This is a genomic window from Xenorhabdus sp. PB62.4 (assembly GCF_014467285.1).
Lineage (GTDB): Bacteria > Pseudomonadota > Gammaproteobacteria > Enterobacterales > Enterobacteriaceae > Xenorhabdus.
Map to the genome: position 1 here is coordinate 32599 of NZ_NKHR01000011.1, position 22705 is coordinate 55303.

Annotated in this window: 9 protein-coding genes; all 9 read left to right on the forward strand. The window is 39.5% G+C overall.

Going from position 1 to position 22705, the window contains the following annotated elements; translation table 11 throughout:
• The first annotated feature begins 15 nt into the window (after positions 1-15).
• The 9 genes from Xenpb_RS10940 to Xenpb_RS10980 all read left to right on the forward strand — a co-directional run bounded on the left by Xenpb_RS10940 (position 16) and on the right by Xenpb_RS10980 (position 22682).
• Positions 16-888 (forward strand): 3-hydroxyacyl-CoA dehydrogenase family protein, encoded by an 873-nt coding sequence (locus tag Xenpb_RS10940; protein ID WP_187654351.1) that lies wholly within the window; start codon positions 16-18, stop codon positions 886-888.
• A complete protein-coding gene (locus Xenpb_RS10945) occupies positions 888-1949 on the forward strand; it encodes an HAD family hydrolase (RefSeq protein ID WP_187654352.1) in 1062 nt (353 codons plus the stop codon). The genes Xenpb_RS10940 and Xenpb_RS10945 overlap by 1 nt, the downstream gene beginning before the upstream one ends.
• A gap of 12 nt (positions 1950-1961) precedes the next feature.
• Positions 1962-2219 carry an acyl carrier protein gene (locus tag Xenpb_RS10950; RefSeq protein WP_187654353.1) on the forward strand — a complete coding sequence of 86 codons (258 nt, stop codon included), beginning with the start codon at positions 1962-1964 and terminating at the stop codon, positions 2217-2219.
• Between the two features lie 7 nt (positions 2220-2226).
• A complete protein-coding gene (locus Xenpb_RS10955) occupies positions 2227-3378 on the forward strand; it encodes an acyl-CoA dehydrogenase family protein (protein WP_187654354.1) in 1152 nt (383 codons plus the stop codon).
• 208 nt (positions 3379-3586) lie between these two features.
• Complete coding sequence (locus Xenpb_RS10960; protein WP_187654355.1) at positions 3587-13858, forward strand: type I polyketide synthase; 10272 nt, start codon at positions 3587-3589, stop codon at positions 13856-13858.
• 174 nt (positions 13859-14032) lie between these two features.
• Positions 14033-15532, forward strand: a complete 1500-nt coding sequence (locus Xenpb_RS10965; protein ID WP_187654356.1) for a serine hydrolase — start codon at positions 14033-14035, stop codon at positions 15530-15532.
• 173 nt (positions 15533-15705) lie between these two features.
• Positions 15706-21480, forward strand: coding sequence for a type I polyketide synthase (locus Xenpb_RS10970; protein WP_187654357.1), 5775 nt, complete (start codon positions 15706-15708; stop codon positions 21478-21480).
• Between the two features lie 138 nt (positions 21481-21618).
• A complete protein-coding gene (locus tag Xenpb_RS10975; RefSeq protein ID WP_187654358.1) occupies positions 21619-22350 on the forward strand; it encodes a thioesterase II family protein in 732 nt (243 codons plus the stop codon).
• A gap of 8 nt (positions 22351-22358) precedes the next feature.
• Positions 22359-22682, forward strand: a complete 324-nt coding sequence (locus Xenpb_RS10980; RefSeq protein WP_187654359.1) for a darcynin family protein — start codon at positions 22359-22361, stop codon at positions 22680-22682.
• The last annotated feature ends 23 nt before the right edge of the window (positions 22683-22705 follow it).

The window sequence follows — 22705 nt, forward strand, 5'->3', positions numbered from 1 at the left end:
AAGTGGGGGTAATCGTTGAAAATATCAATTATTGGTGCCGGTGTTATGGGATTAGACACTGCAATAACATGTGCTGCATATGGGCATAATATACTACTTATAGATATATCCTCAGAGGTTCTGGTAAATCTTGCTTCGCGAATTTCAAGTGAATTCCGTTTATATCGGATGCTTAAACCTGAATTTAAATCTCTGGATATATCAGAATTGAAAGCGCGGATTCAATTTACGTCATCTTATGAAGAGATTGAAAATTGTGACTGGGTAATTGAAAATGTCAACGAAGAGTGGGCGATTAAACAAGATGTTTATAAAAAAATAGCGCCATACATTAAGCCTGAAACTTATGTTGCTGCAAACACAAGTTGTATATCCATCACAAAAATTGCAGCAGCGTTACCTTTTCCTCAAAAAGTACTTGGTCTCCACTTTATGAATCCTGTGCCTATAAAGAAATGTGTAGAAGTGATTAAAGGTTTTCATACTTCCGAACAAACATTGACTGAGGCAAAAAAATTCTTACACAGCATTGAGAAAAATCCTGTGGTTGTAGAAGACTTTCCCGGATTTGTGTCTAATCGGCTTTCTCACTTATTCATGAACGAAGCGGCATTTCTCGTACAGGATAATCTCGCCAGCCCACAAGATATTGATCGCATCTTTAAAGAAGGTTACGGACATGCTATGGGGCCATTAGAAACCGCAGACCTGATTGGGCTGGATACAGTCGTTAACTCGTTGCAGGTTCTCTATGAAAGTTATCAGGACCCGAAATACCGTTGCTGCCCTCTGCTAAAGAAAATGGTTGAGGCGGGAAATCTTGGTAGAAAAAGTGGTAAAGGCTTTTTTAATTATAAAAACAGCAATTATAAAAACGCGGAATATTAATGATGGATGACTTAGCAAATAAGCCAGTAAACAGTGACATACCGGTAAAATGTATTATCTGGGATTTAGATAATACCTTATGGGATGGGATTCTTTCTGAAGGGGATGATCTTAAGTTAAAGCCCGGAATAGAAAAAATCATCAACCAATTTGACCAAATGGGTATTTTGCAGTCAATAGCAAGCAGGAATGAAGCGTCTGATGCTTTGGAAATGCTGAGTAAGTTTAATTTAAGGCACTATTTTATTTATCCTCAAATTCATTGGGGGGCTAAGTCTTCCTCGATTGAAAACATTCAGAAAAGTTTAAATATCTCAGCGGATACATTTATTTTTGTTGATGATCAGATTTTAGAAAGGGATGAAGTTAACGCTAAATTCCCGGAAGTCACGTGTATTGATGCGTTGGAATATCAATCAATACTGCATTTGCCGCGAATTGCCAACATGGAAATATCGGATGATGCAAAATTAAGAAGGCAGCGTTATCAAGAAGATATTCTGCGTAAAGAGGAGGAAGATGAATTTATTGGTACATCAGAAGAATTCCTCAGCCAACTCAATATGAAGTTTTATATCGCCAAAGCCAAACAAGAAGATCTCCTTCGGGCTGAGGAGCTGACACAACGGACTAATCAGCTTAACTCAACGGGCATAACTTACAGTAGAGAAAAATTAAATGAATTAATTCACTCGGATGATTATGGCGTATTTGTTTTTGAATTAGTGGATAAATATGGCTCTTACGGGAAGATAGGTCTGGCATTAGTACACTATAAAGAAAAGACTGATTATATTAAATTATTGTTAATGTCCTGTAGAACGCTTTCCCGTGGAGTGGGAAGCATAGCATTGACCTATATTATGCAGCAGGCAAAAGCAAAAGGGCATAAATTGTATGCTGAATTCAGACGTACACCTCGTAACCGGCAAATGTTTGTGACTTACCAATTCTCAGGGTTTAAAGAAATAGAAAAAATCGCTGATGAGACGATGCTTTTTGAAAATGCGTTAGAGCAAGTACCTGACTTCCCTTACTATGTTGATGTCATTATAAATTAATAGGATATGATAATGAAAGATCTGGACACAATTGCCAAAGAAATTCGTGAATTTATTGAAAATAATATCTCTGTATTTGATGATGATGTTGAGTTGTTGGACGATACCAATATATTTACAAGTGGTTTGGTTAATTCACTTTTTGCCATGCGTTTACTTTGTTTTATCGAAGAGAAATGTTCTATAACCGTACCGGATGAATATATAGAACGTGAAAATTTTGTTTCAATCAATTCAATGCTGAACTTAATTAATAAAATAAGAGAGTAAAATTTATATGATAGGACATGAAATTCATTCTTTGGTGGAAGCTGCGAAGAAATTTTCAGATAACGTATTAAGACCCGCCGCAACTTTAATTGATAAGCAGGGTAAAGTGCCCGATGAAATTATCACTGAGATGGGAGCACAGGGATTTTTAGGCGCGATGTTACCCAAAGAATATGGCGGGCAAGGGATGGATCCTCTTTCTTATGGTTATTTGACTGAGGAAATCGGTAAAGGATGTAATTCAACGCGCGCTCTATTAACTGTTCACACAAGCTTAGTGGGTGAAACGATTGCAAAACTAGGAAGCCAAGCGCAAAAAGAAAAATATTTACCGCCAATGGCGAAAGGTGAAAAAATCGCCTGTTTTGCCTTATCAGAACCGGAAGCTGGCTCTGATGCTAATGCCATCAGAACAAAGTATGAAGTCACAGAAGATGGGTTCAGGATTAACGGCAGCAAAAAATGGATTACTTATTCAGGGATTGCGGATTTATTTCTCGTATTTGCCCGTTGCGAAGAAAAAGTGAGTGCATTCATTGTTGAGTTTGGGGTGAAAGGATTAACGAGAAAACCAATGCCGGACCTGATGGCAAGCCGTGGTGCTTATTTATCAGAACTTTATTTTGATGATGTAGAAATACCAAAAGAGAGTTTAGTCGGGCGTGAGGGAGAAGGGTTTAGCTTTGTCGCTAATACAGCCCTCTATTTTGGCCGCTACAGTATCGCCTGGGCGGGTGTTGCTATTGCCCATGCCGCGTTGGAAGAGATGGTGACTTATGCGCGTAAGCGAAAACAATTTGGTCAAAAAATCGCACAGCATCAACTCATTCAAGGCATCATTGCTGATTCAGCTACGGCATTTTATGCCGCAAAAGCCACTTGTGAAAAGATTGGCTATTTAAGGAATCAGGGGGATCACAATGCCATTATGGAAACGAATATAGCGAAATATAATAGTTCGGCAGTCGCTATGTTGGTTGCCAATAACGCCGTTCAGGTTCTCGGAGGAAATGGGCTATCCAGCCGATATCCGGCAGAAAGGTTATATCGTGAAGCCAAAGTTCTGGAAATTATTGAAGGAACTAATCAAATTCAGCAAATGATAATCTCGCAACACGCCTTGCGTAGTTTTTATAGAAAAGACTCGATTATTGAGTGACATCTATAAAAGTACGAATCTATCAGCAAATCCCGAAAATTAAAAATCAGAGATATAAACTAATCCGGGGAAATCTGAATACTGAAATTCGTAATGAATTTGAAGCCTTGAACCAATATGTCATTTTCTTCTTTATAGAAATGATTAATTATTTAAATTGAAGAAGCCAACTCTTTTCATTAACAAATGATTATAATAAAGGTTAATTATGGTAAATAATCTTACTGGTCTTGAAGTTGCCATAGTTGGAATGGCAGGTCAGTTCCCTGGTGCAGATAACGTACATGATTTTTGGGAAATGCTCCGTGATGGAAAAGAAGGTATTAGCAGATTCACGCAAGAAATATTAGAAAATAATGGTGTATCGGCTGAAGAATACTTACATGAAAATTATGTTCCTGCCAAAGGCGTAATCAATAATCCATATCATTTTGCCGCTGATTATTTTGCAATTAATTACTCAGATGCAGAAAAAATGGACCCGCAAACGCGTTTGATGATTGAAACCTGTTGGCAGGCACTTAACCATGCGGGTATTGATGCCAAAAATTATCCGGGAGAAATTGGTGTTTACGCAGGAGCAGGTAATCAGTGGTCATGGTTTAAATCATTAAATACGGAATTCAGTTCTGCGGCGGAACAGTTCCATGTCGCCACATTAAATGACTCGGCATTTTGCTCCCGTATTTCCTATTTACTGAATTTACGCGGCCCGTCAGTCACGATACAAACAGCATGTTCAACTTCATTAGTTGCCGTGCATACAGCGTGTCAGGCTCTGCAAGCCGGAGAATGTGAGGTTGCTTTAGCGGGCGGTGTCAGCGTAACGCATCCACATCAATCTGGCTATATGTATCAGGAAGGGATGATAAATAGCGCAGACGGCAAAACACGGGTATTTGATGAACTCGCGGGTGGTACGGTATTCAGTAATGGCGTTGGCGTTGTTGTACTAAAAAGATTGAGTGATGCGATAGAAGATAACGATAGAATTTATGCCGTTATCAAAGGCAGTGCAATTAATAATGACGGCAGTGACAAAATAAGTTTTACTGCCCCTAGTACTCTGGGGCAGCAAAATGTTATTCAGGCTGCCTTAGATGTCGCAGAAGTTGATCCTGACAGCATTAGCTATATAGAGACACACGGGACAGGAACTTTATTGGGAGATCCGATTGAAATTGCTGCCTTGAAAGCCGTTTTTAACGGTTCACAATCTTGTGCTATAGGCTCTGTCAAATCAAATGTGGGGCATTGTGATACCGCCGCAGGGATAATATCACTGATAAAACTCGCACTATGTGTCTATTTTAAAACGTTAGTGCCATCCATTAATTTTGAGAAAGCGAATAAAAAATTAGAATTAGAAAAAACCCCTTTTCATGTTAACACGCAAACAAAAAACTGGCTCAGTAAAACGGATGAACTCATCACTGCGGGCGTCAGTGCCTTTGGCGTTGGTGGAACTAATGCGCATCTTGTTCTCCAGGAATTTTGGGAGCCAATCGAACCCATTTCGACAGAACACTTAAATTATGAAGTACTTCCAAATCGAATTGAGTTTAAACCTTTAATAAGACCAGATACTTCCCATTATCTGACCGATGAGCAGGAAGAGAGTGTTACTTTTGCAGAAAAAATCGATATTAAATCTCTGTCTAAAAATATACTGGATATTTTTAAAGTCTATTTTTCAAATAAGAAAATTTCGCAAGAAGATAATTTCTTTGATATCGGTGCCAGCTCTTTAGATATCGTTCAGCTACACGAAAAGATCAATAACCATTACGCAATAAAATTATCGATTAATGATTTTTATCGCTATACAACCTGCCAGAAACTTTCCGAAAAAATACACAGTTTAATCAGTGAAGCCCCCCCTAAGATCATAAATAAGTCGAAAAAGGCAGCAAGAGGAAAAGCATCAGGCAGCGAAAAAAGAGTATTTAATGATTATCCGGCACATGCCATTGCCGTCGTTGGCATGAGCGGCCGATTCCCCGGAAGTCATAACATACAGGAATATTGGAAAAATATACTGTCTGGCAAAGAAGGTATTTCTTTCTTTACGGATGATGAATTGATCGATGCAGGATTTCCTGAACATATTTTCAAGAATAAGCATTATATCAGGGCAAAAGGCATAATTGAGCACTCATTGGATTTTGATAAAGACGCTTTTGGCTATACAGCACGTGAATCACAATATATGGATCCACAATTCCGTTTGCTGCATGAAATAACGTGGCAAGTGCTGGATGATGCGGGATATGGTAACCCAAAATATCGCCCTGTCACGGGGCTGTTCGCCTCTTCCGGCTCTAATTACGCATGGTTGGATTTGGTAAAAGATGAAGTGCAAGACACCACAGAACAATTTGGTATTGGGTTGTTAAATGACCGGGAATTTCTCACCACCAGGATCGCTTACAAATTGAACCTTACCGGGCCGGCTGTGACCGTTCAGAGTGCGTGTTCCAGCTCTGCGTTAGCCATAACGCTTGCGTGTCAGAGTCTGCGGGTCAATCAGTGTGATTTGGCACTGGCCGGAGGTGTTTCCGTCACCGTGCCGATAAAAAGTGGCTACATGTATGTCAATGGAATGGTGAATAGCGCAGATGGTCATTGCCGCCCGTTTTCTGAAGATGCCAGTGGGACTGTTTTCAGCGATGGCATTGGCATGGTTGCTTTAAAAAGGTTGGAAGATGCAATCGAAAATAATGATCATATTTATGGCGTTATCGTTGGTTATGGTGTTAACAATGATGGTCATGAAAAAGCAGGATTTACCGCCCCGAATGCAAACGGGCAGTCTGCCTGTATCAAACAATCTTTAGAAATGGCGGGCATTTCTGCCAATGACGTTGAATACCTGGAAGCGCATGGAACGGCAACACTGGTTGGAGATGAAGTTGAATTAGAAGGCATCAAAGATGCTTTAAACGTCACCAGCGACAATCCCAAAACTTGTCATATTGGCAGCGTTAAATCGAACATTGGTCACACCGATAGCGCCGCAGGTGTTGCAGGGGTTATTAAGGCACTGTTGGCGTTGAAAAATAAGAAGATCCCACCCACTTGCCATACTGAAACAGCACATCATTTATCGTTGGAAGGTACACGGTTCCGTTTGATCAATACCGCCACTGATTGGGAAGATAACAATAATATCAGGACCGCAGGTGTCAGTTCGTTTGGCATTGGCGGAACCAATGTGCATATGACCGTCCAATCAATCTCAGATCAAGCCAGCAACGAGCGGGATCGCGCAGAACTCATCACGCTTTCAAGCAAAAGCAGAGAAGGGGTGATTAAAACGGCAGAAGCCCTGAGCCGGTTTTTGAGTACAGATGTTCATACGAAGGCGCTTTCTGATATTGCTTATACACTCCAAGTTGGAAGAGGAGAATATGAATATCGCACCTCGTTTGTTGCAGGAAATACAGAGGAACTCAACGCCGCATTATCTGGTGTTAAAGAGATAAACACGATCGCGGAAATTTCCTCTGATCACATACCGGGTATTGTATTGATGTTCCCCGGTCAGGGTGCTCAATATATCAATATGGCAAGGGACTTATACAATGAGCTGAATATTTTCAGAATGCAGCTTGATGAGTGTCATGAATATCTATTAGAGCATTTTGGAATAAATTTACTCGCATTACTTTATGATGAGAAGAGTCAGGAGAGTGCAGAAAAACTCCGTAACACTCAATTTACCCAACCGGTTATTTTCGCCGTATCTTATTCTCTTGCCAGAACCTTGGAGGCACTGGGAATAGAAATTAACGCAATGATTGGCCATAGCATTGGTGAATACGTTGCAGCAGCAATGGCAGGCGTCATGACATTGGATGAGGCCCTGAAACTCGTTGCTGTCAGGGGCCTTATCATGCAGGAATGTGAGCCCGGAGCGATGCTGAGTGTTTCAGCGGGCAGAAAAGATATTGAGCCTTATTTGACAGATGAAGTCACGTTAGCAACGGTAAACTCATCGAGTGCCTGTGTTATCGCGGGGCCGCAGGTTGAAGTTGAGAAAGTTCAGCAGGATTTACTTGCACAAAATTACCGTACCCGATTACTGGAAACCTCTCACGCCTTTCATACCTCAATGATGACGCCTGCGGTAGAGAAATTTAAACAGGCTTTGAGGGAGATAAAGTGGAAAAAGCCCAATAAAGCCTACATATCAAATGTAACGGGCCAATGGATCACGGCAGAACAAGCAAATTCTGTCGATTATTGGGTTTCGCACTTGTGTCAAACAGTCGAATTTCATCAAGGTATTCTGACGTGTTTGGAACAGCCTGAGCTGAATACCTTTATTGAAGTCGGGCCGGGCAGAACATTGTCTACGTTTGTTAAACAGATTGTTACGACGAATCCGGATATCTCTGTGATTAATGTGATGCGTCATCCATTAGAAGAGGAAAACGACAGAGTTTATTTATTAAAATTACTTGGACAACTCTGGATGAAAGGCCAATCTGTTAATTGGCCGGTCATTTATCAAGATCTGAATCCGAAACGAGTGAGTTTACCCGGTTATCAATTTATTTCAGAAAATATGGCGCTTGGAAACTCCGGCGCCAGTTTGAATTATTCAGAAAAAGTATCTGAAACTCGAATCCCCAAAAATAACATCTCAGAATGGCTCTATGGTGAAATATGGCAGGATGCTCTCTTACCAAATAAATCGAGCCAATCTGATGTGAAAATGGCGCTCTGTTTTGTGCCGGATATCGAGTGGTGCGAACCTCTTTGTCGTCATATGAATATTGACGAAAAAGCAGTAAGGTTTGTGTTATCAGGTGATAATTACACCACTGCGAACAATGTTATTACATTGTCAGCAGGGGAAGCCAGCCATTTCGAAAGGCTGTTTAATGAATTAAAAGAGAATCAATTACAACCTGATTCGATAATATTTGCCTGGCCTTTATCGGGAAGCCAAGAAGTAAAAAACACATGGTTTTCTGCCATTACCCTGATTCAGGCATGGACAACAGTTGGAAATATGTCTGATTTCCGTTTGTTGCTGGTTAATACAGAACAACCTGAATCCAATATGCTCAATGGCTTAGTAAAAGTCATTACGCAAGAAGTCAGCAAATGTTATCCCAGATTAATACAAATCGACCCGACAGAATCGATTGAAAAAACCTGTGAGATATTAACTGAAGAATTATTAGCAACTGATGAGCGCTTTATTGTTCGCCGGACAAAAGAGGGTTGTTCAAAACAAGCCTATGAGCGTCTTGCAGTAAATCCACTGAAAGAGCACTCGCTCCTTAAACCGCAGGGTATATACCTCATTACCGGAGGATTGGGGGATTTAGGGCTTTTATTTGCAGAATATCTCCTGAAAGAATATCAGGCGACAGTGATACTCGCCGGACGAAGGGAATTACCTGATCAGCATGAATGGAAACAAGCCATTAAATCGCACTCGCCATCCTTCGAAATATTGCAGCGGCTCGATAAACTTTCCGATCTTGGTACAGGAAACTTAGCTTATTATGCTGCCAATGTCGCTGATAAGTCTGCAATGCAATGTTTATTAGCGACGATCGCTGAACAATATGGAGAATTAAATGGCATCATCTGTGCGGCGGGTGTCACGGAAGGAAACTCATTCCAGGGCATTAACAGAATAACGCTGGACGCCTGTTTACCACAATTAGAAACCAAAGTTGAGGCTTATAAGATTCTGGCAGAATTAACAGAAAATCAGCCGCTGGATTTCTGCCTGCTTTGTTCTTCAATTGCCGCGATACTGGGAGGATTGAGTTTTTCTGCATATAGTTCTGTCAGTGCGTTTGCTGATTCTTTTGCGCAACAGCAAAACAAGAAAGGTAAGCCCTGGATTAGTGTTAACTGGGATGGATGGGTTTTCGAACGTAATGATGCGGGTGATGCACTGGGCTCCTCATTGAGTCAGCTTTTAATCGAACCTGATGAAGGGATTAAAATTTTAGAGCGTGTTTTACAATCACCATTAAGAGGGCAAGTTATTGTTTCCACCGGTGATTTAGATAAACGCTTTGAACAATGGGTTGGTACTCATTTAAAAACGTTCGATATTAATAAAGCCAATAAATCCCAACGAAAAACAATTTCCAAAGCCCAAATCGTAGAAACTATCCTTTCGGTGTGGAAAGACTTTTTAAAAGTAGCACATATTAACCGTGAAGATAATTTCTTTGAATTAGGTGCTAACTCATTGGATCTGGTTCAAGTCAATAAAAGATTAACGGATGCACTCAATATCGATATTTCCGTTGTTGACATGTTTAGTTATCCCACTTCTGATCTATTAGCTGACTATATAACCAATCAGTTTGGAACAGTCAGTACCGATAACGTTCAGGATGAAAGCATTGAAGATAGCTATGACAGTTCTTATGCAACTGAAGGCAGGGTTAAATCGGAAGCGATATTTGATAAACACATTGCGATTATCGGCGTAGCCGGAAAATTCCCGGGTGCTGAGGATATTCATGAATTTTGGGATAACTTATGCTACGGAAAAGAATCAATCAGCACAATGAGTAAGGAAGAGCTCATTGAAGAAGGCATTGATTCAGCACTATTAGACAACCCGAATTATATTCGTGCCAAAGGTATTATGCCTCATTCGGGTGAGTTTGATGCTGAATTCTTTGGCTATACTCCTTACGAAGCGCGTCAAATGGATCCGCAAGTACGGGCGATGCACACTTGCAGTTGGCAGGCATTGCAGGATGCGGGAATATCGGCAAAAAACAATAAGCTAAAAATCGGCTTATATGCGGCTGCATCAGGGAATTTACAATGGTTAGCGCAGGCAATGGCAACGGCGGAAGGCAGTGCCGGTCAATATAGCGCTATGGTGGTTGCAGACAAAGATTATATGTCAACGAGCGTGTCATATAAATTAAACTTGTCCGGGCCAAGTATGGTTATCTCAACGGCCTGTTCTTCATCGCTTGTTGCCGTTAGTGAAGCCGTTAAATCACTGCGTGCAGGAGAATGTGATGTCGCTCTGGCAGGCGGTGTTTCAATTACTTTGCCAATCAAAGCGGGCTATTTATTTGAAGAGGGTATGATTTACTCTAAGGATGGAAAATGCCGGCCATTTGATATTCAGGCAAACGGGACGGTATTCAGTGATGGCGTTGGCATGGTGGTTCTGAAACCACTAAAACAAGCAATAGCAGACAAGGATAATATTTATGCGACTATTATCGGCAGTGCAATTAACAATGATGGGGGCATGAAAGTCGGTTACACTGCGCCAAGCACAAAAGGTCAGATTGACGTTATTCAGGCTGCATTACGAGATGCAAATGTATCATCAGAAAGTATCAACTTTATAGAAACACATGGTACGGGAACGAATTTGGGTGATCCCATTGAGTTCAATGCACTGAAACAGGCTTTTTCAACGGATAAAAAGAACTATTGCAGAATTGGCAGTGTGAAATCAAATATAGGCCATCTGAATTTTGCTTCTGGAATCACTGGACTGATTAAGGCTGCATTATCCATCAAATATAGAGTGCTGCCACCCACGATAAATTTCGCCCGTCTCAATAAAGAAATGGATATTACGAACAGCCCATTTATCATTAATAACCAATATACGGAATTACGTGATAATAAAAATCCAATCAGGGCAGGCGTCAGTTCTTTTGGTCTGGGTGGAACGAATGTGCATATTGTACTGGAAGAGTTTCAGGCTGATCAGCGCAAATCGTCCAGACAAAACGTCAATAATCGATTGCCATTAATCTTGTCAGCACCGGATGAGAAATCATTGCAATCCTATAAAAAACAGTTAAAGCAGGCGATTCAGAGCGATAACCAACAACTGAATGTGAGTGATATCGTTTATAGTCTGATGCTAAGGGAGCCAATGGCATCACAATTTGTTGCGACAGTAAACAATCGTGATGAATTGATTCAGGCGCTGTCTTCAACAGAAAAAGATAATATTAATCTATCACTTGGTATTAAGAGAAAAGTGGTATTTTTATTCCCTGGTCAAGGTGTTCAATATAGGGCTATGGGGCAAGATCTTTACAACAACAATGTGTTATTTAAACAATGGTGTGATAAAGGATTTTTAATCGCGAAAGATTATTGCGCAACTGACTTGAAAGCACTGCTTATTAATGACTCTCAGGATGAACATGTTTACGAAACGGAATTTGTCCAACCGTTGCTGTTTATTATTGAATATGCGCTGGCACAAGTTCTGAAATCTTATGATATTACCCCCGATGTAATGATAGGTCATAGTTTGGGGGAATACGTGGCAGCGACACTGGCCGGAGTATTCTCATACGAAGATGCGGTTAGAATTATCTGCATTCGCGGTCAATGTATGCAGTCGACAGCAGCGGCGGCAATGCTTGCGGTAATGTCTTCATCAGAGAAAGTGAAAGAAATATTAACTGAGGATATTGAAATTGCCTTAGACAACAGTAGTGAGCTTTGTGTTGTCGCGGGATCTGATGATGGAATAACTCAATTAGAAGAAGTATGTCGCGGGTTATTAATTAAAGCGAAACGTCTGGAAATTAAAAGAGCGTTCCATACCTGTTATATGGATCCTGTTCTGGAAAAATATAGTCAGGCTCTCGGAGAAATCACACTTAATAAGCCTCAAATTAGTTTTATATCGAATGTAACGGGTACGTGGGTTGATAACAACAAAGTTATAGCAAGTGACTATTGGGTTAATCATATTCGCCAACCTGTACTCTTTAAACAATCTATTGCGACGATCTTAGAAAATGAAAATTGCCTGTTTATAGAAGTCGGGCCAGGAAGTGGACTTTCTACTTTCGTTCAGAATCACTCAGATTATGGCGTAAATCATGCTTGTATCGCGTGGCAAAGCCATAAAACCAGAGATATGAGTCATCATAATGAGCTGATAGAAAAATTAGCCCTGATCTCCTTACATGGTATTGATGTGAATTGGCAGCAGGAGATCAATGTTCAGCAACCTGAATTGATTCATCTTCCCCCAACACCGATACGCGGAAAAGCATACCCGACAGATATAAAAAGGTTGCAGGCATTGTTTTCTGGCAATTCCCCTCATGCTGTTGAAAAAGAGGAAAGAAAAGAAGAGCACGCTAAAGTGACCAACACAATCAAAGCGGCCAATACAAATATCAACTTGCTGGTCCAGGAACGAGATAGAGTTATCACCGAATTAGGTTCTATTTGGAAACGCATTCTTGGTATTGATAGCGTTGAAAACAGTGATGACTTTATTTCTCTGGGCGGGAGTTCTCTCTCCGCAGTGCAAGTGGTTGCAAAAGCGAAGGCAATCAATCTACCGATTAACATGAATATGTTGTTGTCGGGCCAGACTTTGGCTGAGATAAGCAAGATATTAGATAATGGCCTCAAGATTGAATATAAGGGTTGGAAATTCAATGAGCATTTTTCACCTGAATTATATCCAACGTATGCCAGTTGCTTATATTCAGCAGTCAGAGAAAAACTGAAACATGAACATCATCTAAACTGCGATGATGCCATTATGCAGGTTTCAGATGGCAGCCACTTAATTGGCATTGTATTACAACAGGCTGAAAATAAGGTTAAATTATCTAATCAGGAGGTTAACTTTGGTAATATGCTTGGCTGGCCTTCGTTAGAAGAAAATTATGCCTTCTCTTATGCTAAGAAATTCTTCGAAGATTACGAATCCTATCAGAGCTACTGTGAAAAAGAGCTATCTCTTGGAAATGTCGTCATTGTAACCGGAAGTGACTACTATCTGCCTTTTTCACCTTCATACGGTTTATCAGAGGCGGAGTATATAACAAGGCCGCTATTCCAGGATATCGTGCTGGAAGACGAGACAATCCCACATGTTTTTGTGCTGGTTGGAAAGACCGATTTAGGGTATCAAATATATGATGGAAGCTTCCAATATTTTGGGGAGATCAGCGCACAGGAATTTGAGAAGACGGTTGTTGGGTTTAGAGGTTTAGATTTTATGGAGTCACATGAAGTCTTCAATAAATCCCGGCCTTATTTAGTCATTACCGTAAATTGCACTGGTGATTTTCCTGATAGCCGTGGACAGAAGGAACTCATTTTAAATAATCTGATTAATGATTTTAGAAGAAAAGAAGAGATAAAATATAATGAAAATGAGTTTTCTTGTTATATAGGTCTGGCCGCGATAGAAAAAATTATTGAAACCCCAGAGCTATTAACGAACAGTACTGCTAAGGATTTGGAGGAAATATTCACACGTTGGAATAATCAAATTAATTCATTAAGGCGTTTTTTAATTCTTGTAAGACCAGAACATGCCAAACAATTCGAAAGCGCATTCTCTTTTATTAATGGAAGAATGAACGAGTTGATTGCATCGTGTCAGGATAATGACCATGACAATAATAGGTTAAATGACTTGAATCTCATAAAATCGGAATTGGATTCCGTCATTGATATCCTCGGTTAATAAAGTGGCTTAATAACTCCTTCACCTTTCAGGTTGTTTTTTTAGTGAAGTGTACCATTCCGGTCACATAGTCAGCTATGTGACCGGAAGTAATGACACCATGTAACCCGGAATGTATTGGAATAGTCGTGACGAATTAAATTTTACAAAATAAAATATCAGGGGCTTTATTGGATGAAAATCAGATTGCTTGTTATTTTTTTTAGCATCATATTCATGACCGCTTCTTTTGCCAAAAGTGAACCAAACAACCATCTTGAACCAAACAATCATCTTGAACCAAACAATCATACTGAATTAAAAAAGCAACTTATTGATTATATGGAGGTGGGTAAGATACCAGGTTTGTCACTGGTCATTATTGATAAGCACAACAAAACCCACCTAATAACTTTAGGCAAACAGAACGAAAAACAAAATGGAGACATTAAGCAGGAAACAGTATTTGAATTGGGATCGACGAGTAAAGCTTTTACTGGGTTAATCGCGGCACAACTCATTGAAGAAGGAAAAATAAAACAAGAAACAACCGTTTCTTCTGTCCTGCCTTCGCTCTCATTTTATTATGATAATCAGCCGATAGAGGTCAGCTTTATTCAATTGCTGAATCATTCATCGGGGATTCCATTTTCAAGTGTTGATTTTATTTATGGTGGTAACAGCAGCGATTCTCTGGAGAATATGATTAATCGTATTAAACGGATAGATCTTCATAACAATCCCGGAACGCTTTATTCCTATGCAACGATTAATTATGATATTGCAGCCAGAATGATGGAAGTGGTAACACAGCAACCCTATTCTGAGCTATTAAAGAAATATGTGTTAACCCCGCTGAAAATGAATGATACCTCAGTTGATGCTATGGTTAACCATAAAGCAACAGGCTATCAGATAAGCTATCTTGCCCCCAGACCATACGATGCACCGTTCTTCATTTCTAATGTTCCTGCCGGATATATTCAGACTAACGCAGTTGATATGGCGAAGTGGCTACGTTTTCTTCTTAAGGATAACGATTCACCATTAAGCAAATATAAAAAGCGTATATTTGAGCCCAATACGCAATTATCGACAAATGAGGGTAAAGATGTTCATTATGCGCTAGGATGGTCTATAAATAACGATAAGATATATCATACTGGAATGAACCCAAATTTCTCCAGTTTTATTGGAATGAATACTAAAGCTAACGTCGCTGTTGCTGTTATGGCGAATGTTAACAGTAATGTCACATTTACTATTGGTGAACAAATTTTAAAGCAACTGTCATCGGGAGATGGGACAATAAACCTGACCTCTGCCAATGATGTTGAACTGTTTGATACATTTGATAGAGTATTTTTAGCATCAGGTGTTTTACTTTTCCTGTTTTTGCTAATAATAATATTCAGCATTTATCGTAATAATATAACTAAAAAGAGCAGGCACTTGTCTGGGGCAAAGAAAGTCATCGTGATAATCTCAATCTTAGCCTGTTTGAGTTTGACGCTGTTAAGTTTCGTTTTTCCCGCCGTTTTATTAAATATGTCTTGGAATTCATTGATTATCTGGATGCCAATGAGTTTTATACTAATGTCAATATTGTTAATTTTGACTTTAATCATGAGCCTGATTCATTTACTCATCATATTTTTTCGCCATATATCCTATGCTAAAAACCAAAATAAATAGGAGCATGTTAATGACTAATTTGTAATGGGTTTGTTTGCGTTCCTTAGCGGGTGAATTATACCGTGATATACGTATTTTGACAGATTATTTCAATAATGCCTTTGTCTCCAATAAAACATAGAGCCGGAGATCAGGTTGTTTAAATTATCTATATAAAATTAGGTTGTTAATATATGACGAATTCCTTTGATATAGCTATCGTTGGTATGGCTTGTAATTTTCCTGATGCAACTACACCACAAATGTTTTGGCAGAATCTTATTTCAGGAAAAGAAAGTATAAAAAAATTTACTGATGAAGAGTTGATAAAGAACGGGTACAGCAAAGAAGAGATCAATGATCCTAATTTTGTCCCCGCTAAAGCGATACTCAATGATTACAAGTCCTTTGATAACAATGTATTTGGTTATCTCAAAGACGAAGTTGATAAAATGGATCCGCAATGCCGGTTATTACACGAATGCTGCTGGCATGCCCTGGAAGATGCTGCGTATATTCCCGGCGATAATAAAGACAGAATAGGTTTATTTGCGGGTGCTTCGATCAATTTGCCGTGGATTTCTAATCAGCTAAAACAGAAGCTGACTCCGGCTGAAATCTTTGATGCGGTGAATTGGAGCCTGCCGGAATCTATCATTACCCGGATAGCTTATCGATTAGGTTTAAATGGGCCGGTGATGTCTGTGCATACCGCCTGCTCAACTTCTTTGGTTGCCATTCATACCGCCTGCCAGTCAATATTAAGTGGAGATTGTGATCTGGCATTGGCTGGTGGGGTTTCCATTTCATTACCCCAGGAATCAGGCTATACATACCAGCGGGGAATGATCCGCTCGGCTGATGGGCACTGTCGTCCATTTGATGCGCATTCGAATGGTACTGTGGGTGGCAATGGAGTGGGAATTCTGCTTCTGAAACTTCTTGATCGTGCTTTAGAAGATAATGATCAAATCCATGCGATTATAAAAGGGTCATCAGTTAATAATGACGGGCAACGTAAAGTGGGGTTCACGGCACCAAGTATAGAAGGGCAAGCAGAGGTTATTGCCAGTGCGCATATGTTGGCTGGTGTGGAACCCGAAGATATCAGTTACATAGAATGTCATGGAACAGCTACTGAAATTGGTGATCCCATTGAAGTGACCGCATTGGCACGTGTATTCCAAAATTCCCATCATGTTTGTTGGTTGGGTGCGGTAAAAAGTAATATTGGTCATTTAGATGAAGCCGCCGGTGTTGCAGGCGTCATCAAAACTATTATGTCATTGAAGAATAAACAATTAGCCCCCACACTGCATTACAATAAGCCGAATGATAAGCTGCATATAGATGAAACACCGTTTAAAGTTGTAGCCAGCCCTATGGATTGGACAGTACCGATGGGGAAAAAAAGAATAGCAGGTGTCAGTTCTTTTGGTATTGGGGGAACGAATGCGCATATCGTGATTGCGGAAGCTGATCAGCAAGAAGAAGTACAAGATGACGGACAGCCGAATGTATTTTTAATTTCAGCAGAAACGCCCGCAGCGCTACAAAATAATCAACAGAATTTGCTGAATACACTTAAAGGCGCTAAATCGTACCGCTTGAATGATATTGCGTATGTTTTGCAGGAAGGAAGGAAACACTACCGTTATCGTAAAGCGTTTATTGGGGCGACATATCAGGAGTTATGTTCAGCTCTGGAAAGAGAGACAACGAACCCCGTAAAAGCAAAAGATTCAGAACAGAATATTGTGTTTATGTTTCCCGGGCAGGGAGCACAATATTCAAATATGGCACTGTCACTTTATGAAAACCACTTATTATTCCGTTCAATAGTTGACTCATGTCTGCTTTTGGCTTCTGAGTATCTTGGTGAGTCTCTGCGAGACAAATGGTTTAATTATGGCGATGGTGATTTTCTTAGCAAAACACAATATGCACAGCCGGCCATTTTTATTATCGAATATGCGCTTGCCAAGTGTTTAATTGATATAGACATCAAACCCTCAATGCTCATCGGTTATAGTTTTGGGGAGCTGGTTGCTGCAACTATTGCTGACGTTTTTACATTAGAAGACGCATTAAAGTTTGTTATAAAACGCGGGCAACTCATGCAAAGTTTGCCTACTGGCGCTATGCTGAGTATCCCACTGCCTGCATCAGAGGTATTGCCGCTTTGTCCTGATCACATTGTGATTGCAATAGATAATAAAGATTCTTGCGTCGTTTCATCTGATGAACAATCCATCGAAGAGTTTTCCCAGATATTAAAGAAAAAACGTATTCTGACGACCCCCATCAAATCTAAACATGCAGCACATTCCCCCGCAATGACGAAAATAAAGGAGGAATTACTGCAAATACTTTCTGGCTTTACGTTAAGTACGCCGAAAACAGCAATCATGTCCTCTGTGACGGGTAAAATACTTTCTGCCGGAGAAGTCACATCAATTCACTATTGGGCTGAACAAGCGGAAAGAACCGTGTGTTTTGTTCAGGGAATGGAAAATATCCTTAATACCAGTAATCATTATGTGTTGATTGAAGTGGGAGTGGGAAGAGATCTCGTTAATTTAATTCGCCGGTATATGACACCAGAATCTGCGCAATCAATCATACAATTGCTCCCGGAAGATAATAAAGCTGACAGTCATCCTTACTTATTTTGGGCTGGATTAGGGAAGATATGGCAACAAGGCGTTAAAATTCAATGGGACAAAATACGCACATCACCGGATTGCAAACGTATTTCATTGCCCGGTTATGCTTTTGACCGAAGTACTTACTGGCCTGAAAATGCGAATTTCTTACATCTGTTTTCTGGCAATGAAAGTATAGAAACGAGTCAGGCGCCTGTTATCAAGAATGAAAATATATCAGATTGGTTTTATCAATCTGTCTGGCAACAGGATATTTTAAGAAACCTGAAGCAAGAGAAAAACGTTAAGACAGCGCTTTTATTCAAGTTAGGGGATAATTCTGAGCAAAGTACCCTTTACAAACAAGCATTAATCAATCATTACCACAAAGTTATTCAAGTTAGGCTTGGTCAGCAATGTAAATTGGAAATTGGCGCTCCAAGTACCATTCGTGGTCTCAACAGTGAAGATCATGCAAATTTCTTCAAATTGATTAACAATAACCAGATTTCAATTGAAGACATTATTATTGATTGTACCGATGTAAACCTGACGGTTAATGAACAATTGGCTTCGGTACTTTATTTACTCAAATCACATCGCGCATTTTGCAATATAAATCATTTAAAGGATATTACCTTACTTATCCAGAATGCCCGTGAAGTTTGTAATGAACCTGATATTGATCCGAATGCGGCTGCGATGCTGGTTATCAGCACGATTATCCGACAAGAATTCCATGAAGTATCTTGCCGGGCTATCGATGTTGGTTATGTTAATGACTGCTCTGCTGAGATGCTAATACGCGAAATTGAAGAAGGCGGAAATAAAACGGTTATCTACAGAAATAACCGGAGATGGACTGAAACTTTCTTACCGTCTATCCCCTTTGTGGAGGATGACATTTCCCGTTTGAAAAAAGAGGGGGTGTATTTACTCATCGGTGGGCGTGGTTTTATTGGTCACACATTCTCCCAATACCTTGCTACAGAATATAACGCTAATTTGGTTATTTCTTCACGCGCCAAATATGAACATGACCAGAAGTGGCAATCCGTTGCCGATGCTGCAAAAAACCTAGAGTTTGTTCAAGTTGATGCGAGTGATCATGACGCCATGAAAAAACTTATCCATGATTTGGTTGCCAAATATGGCCGTATTGATGGGGTATTCTACTTGGCGGGGTTAAGCGATGACATGTCGTTTAGATCAATAAGCGAAACGGATATAGGGTATATTGATAGCCATCTCGTTCCTAAGCAAAAAGGGATAACGGTATTAGAACAAGTTTTGGAACCGGTTGATTATGACTTTTGCCTGATCGTTTCTTCTTTGGCGCCTATTCTCGGCGGTGTCGGATTTTTTGCATATGCGGCCGCCAGTGCCTATTTAGATGCGTTTGTATTACGCCATAACCGAAGAAACAGAAAAACATGGGCGTTAATCAACTGGGATGGATGGGAATTAGCAGAGAAAGAAAAAATTAACGCGGGAGTGGGCAGTAGCCTGTCACACTTGCTTGTGACGAGAAGTGAGGGAATTTCTTTATTAGAAAAAGTACTCAGGTATCGGGAAGAACAAGCCCTTGTGATCTCAACGGCGGATATCAATGCACGTATTGCCCAATGGTCGTCTCCTGCTATCCACGATAATGAGACAGCCATTCAACATGGGAATTATGCAGCAAGACCTGATTTAGATTCTGAATATATTTTACCAAAGAGTGATATTGAGAAAAAACTAGTCTCAGTTTGGCAAGATTTTCTGGGAATTGAACCGATTGGCTTAAAAGATGATTTCTTTGAACTGGGCGGTAATTCACTTAAAGCGATAACTTTATTATCAAGGATTCACAAAAATTGCAAAATAGATGTCTCATTAACACATTTCTTTAAGAATCCGACGATCGAAGACATTGTTATTTTATCTGCTTCACAGGCAGAATCAGAGTATCAAATGATATTGCCAGCAGAAGTTCAAGAAACCTACCCGCTATCACCCGGACAGCGGCGGCTTTATCTGCAACAGATTATGGATAAAAATTCAGTTGCTTATAACGAAACAGCCGCATTTAACATTGTTGGCAAATTAGACAGGGACAAGTTTAACAAAACACTTCAATTATTATTTAAACGACAGGATTCACTGAGAGCATCATTTATTCTTTGTGAAGGCGAACCAAGACAAAAATATCATGATGACATTGAAATAAATATAGAATATTTAAAGCTTGACTCATCCAATATGAGTGATGATGAAGTGAAAATTAAGGTTAACAGCCTTATTAAGCCATTTAAATTAGACGAGCCACCTTTAATAAGAGTGACCCTGATTGAAGTTCGGGAAGGGCACTACATATTCTTCTTGGATTTACACCATATTATTTCGGATGGGCTTTCTCAAGATATTTTTGTAAGAGACTTTTTGGATCTTTACCAGGATAAGGAGCTGAAACCATTAGAAATACAATATAAAGACTATACGGTTTGGCAACAAAGAATGGTAAATGATAGTGGTATGTTGGAACAGAAGGCGTTTTGGTTATCAACGTTAAAAAATGTACCGGAGCTTAAATTACCAATAGATTATGCCCGAACAAACGAGGTGGGTAATATAGGTGGCCGGATAGGTTTTGTGATTGATAAGGCATTGAGTGATCAATTTGATGCGTTGGCAGAACGCGAAAATATCACAAAATTTATGCTTTTCATTTCGTCTTATGCGCTTTTGATGAAAGAGATATCCGGACAAGATGAATTTGCAGTAGGTACACCAATATTGGGACGACCGCAAAGTGAACTGCAAGATATCATTGGTATGTTCGTAAACTTGTTGCCGATTGTCTTTGAGTGTAGCGGTGAATTACCCTTTAAGCACTTTGTCAAAAAGGTCGCTGAAAGAACGATAGCCTCATTTGAGAATGCTGATTTTCAGTTTGAAAATATGGTGAAGGAGCTTAATATTAAGCCAAGATTAAATAGAACACCGATTTTTGATACTGTATTTTCCTATATGAATATTGGAATGGCCGATTTTGTATTACCTGAAGTTAAATTCTCTCGTTATGATCTCCATCAGGAGAATACCCGATTTGATATTACCTTTTTTGTTAAGGAAAATTACTCAGGTTATGAATTCAATATTGAATACAAAAAGGATCTCTTTAAAGAGAAAACAATGGAGTATTTCAAATATCGATATATTACATTGTTAAATAATATTGTCGCTTATCCTGATAAAGACATTCAATTTATATTGAATGCAAGCAATGAAAGTCATCACGATGAAGTGACGGAGAGTGATTTGCTGGACTTTAATTTTTAGCTTGAAGAATGAAGGGGATAATTCCCTGTTAAATTGTATATTACACGTGGCTGCCCTTAAGACTTCCCATTTTTTGAAAGAGAAAAATCCGGGTATTAGAAGGGCAGTTTAATTCATTAGCTTATTTATAGAGTGAGTATGTTAGATAAAATTCATTTAAATACGCCAATAAATGCGAAATTGAGATTATACCTTTTGCATCATGCGGGGGGATCTCACATGTTTTACAGGGCATGGCAACGGGAATTACCTGATTGGATAGAGTTTATTGCGATAGAACTTCCTGGCCGTGGGTTGAGCTTTGGCAAAGCATGCCTGGAATCTATAGAAGATATTTTAGAGGCGTTATTACCTGTGATTAAGACCGATAAACCATTTGCGTTTTTCGGGCATAGTATGGGGGCATTAATTACTTATGAATTGACTTTAAAATTGCAAGCGCGCTGTATATACCCATTATGGATTGGCCTGTCTGCATTTAAACCGCCTCATATAAAAAGAGCAGAGTTAGTCCATCGCGCCTTAATGACGGAAAATCAGTTTTTAGATTATTTAAAAACATTAGGGGATATCAGTGGCTTAACGGAAGATAAACATGCGATGAAAATCATGCTTGAAATAATCAGGAAAGATTTTAAAGCAATTGATGATTTTAACATGAGTGAATCAAAGATTGATAATAAAACCGCAGTGGGTTTGTTTTATGGCAAAGAAGATTCAGAGGTGACATATGAAATGATGAAAGGTTGGCCGGACTATATTTCAGGCCGATGTACAACCTATGGGTTCCGGGGCGGGCACTTTTATTTACAAGAAGTTAAAAGTGAAGTCATCAATAAAATAGCACTTGAAATAAATGAAATTATATAGGAAATAAAATGAAATATGTCATTATTTGGACATTGATTTTTCATCAGAAATGGAATGCACTTACGCGGAATGAACGGAAAAAATTGCAAAATGAATATTTGCCAGAGATATTAAAAAAATACAGTTCATCAATTAGCCTGAGAACGATAGATACTGAGGGTTTTACCGCAGAGTTTCAGGATTTTGTTATTATAGAAACAGAAAGTTTAAGTGACTATTATTGTCTGTTGCAGGATATGAGAAATACACAAGTCTTCTCTGAAGGATATTTGAGTATCTCTAAAGTTTTCATGGGCATTGAAAATGCTCATGAGGTTTATAACGATGATTGATTTTGGCTAACTTGATGGGTTTT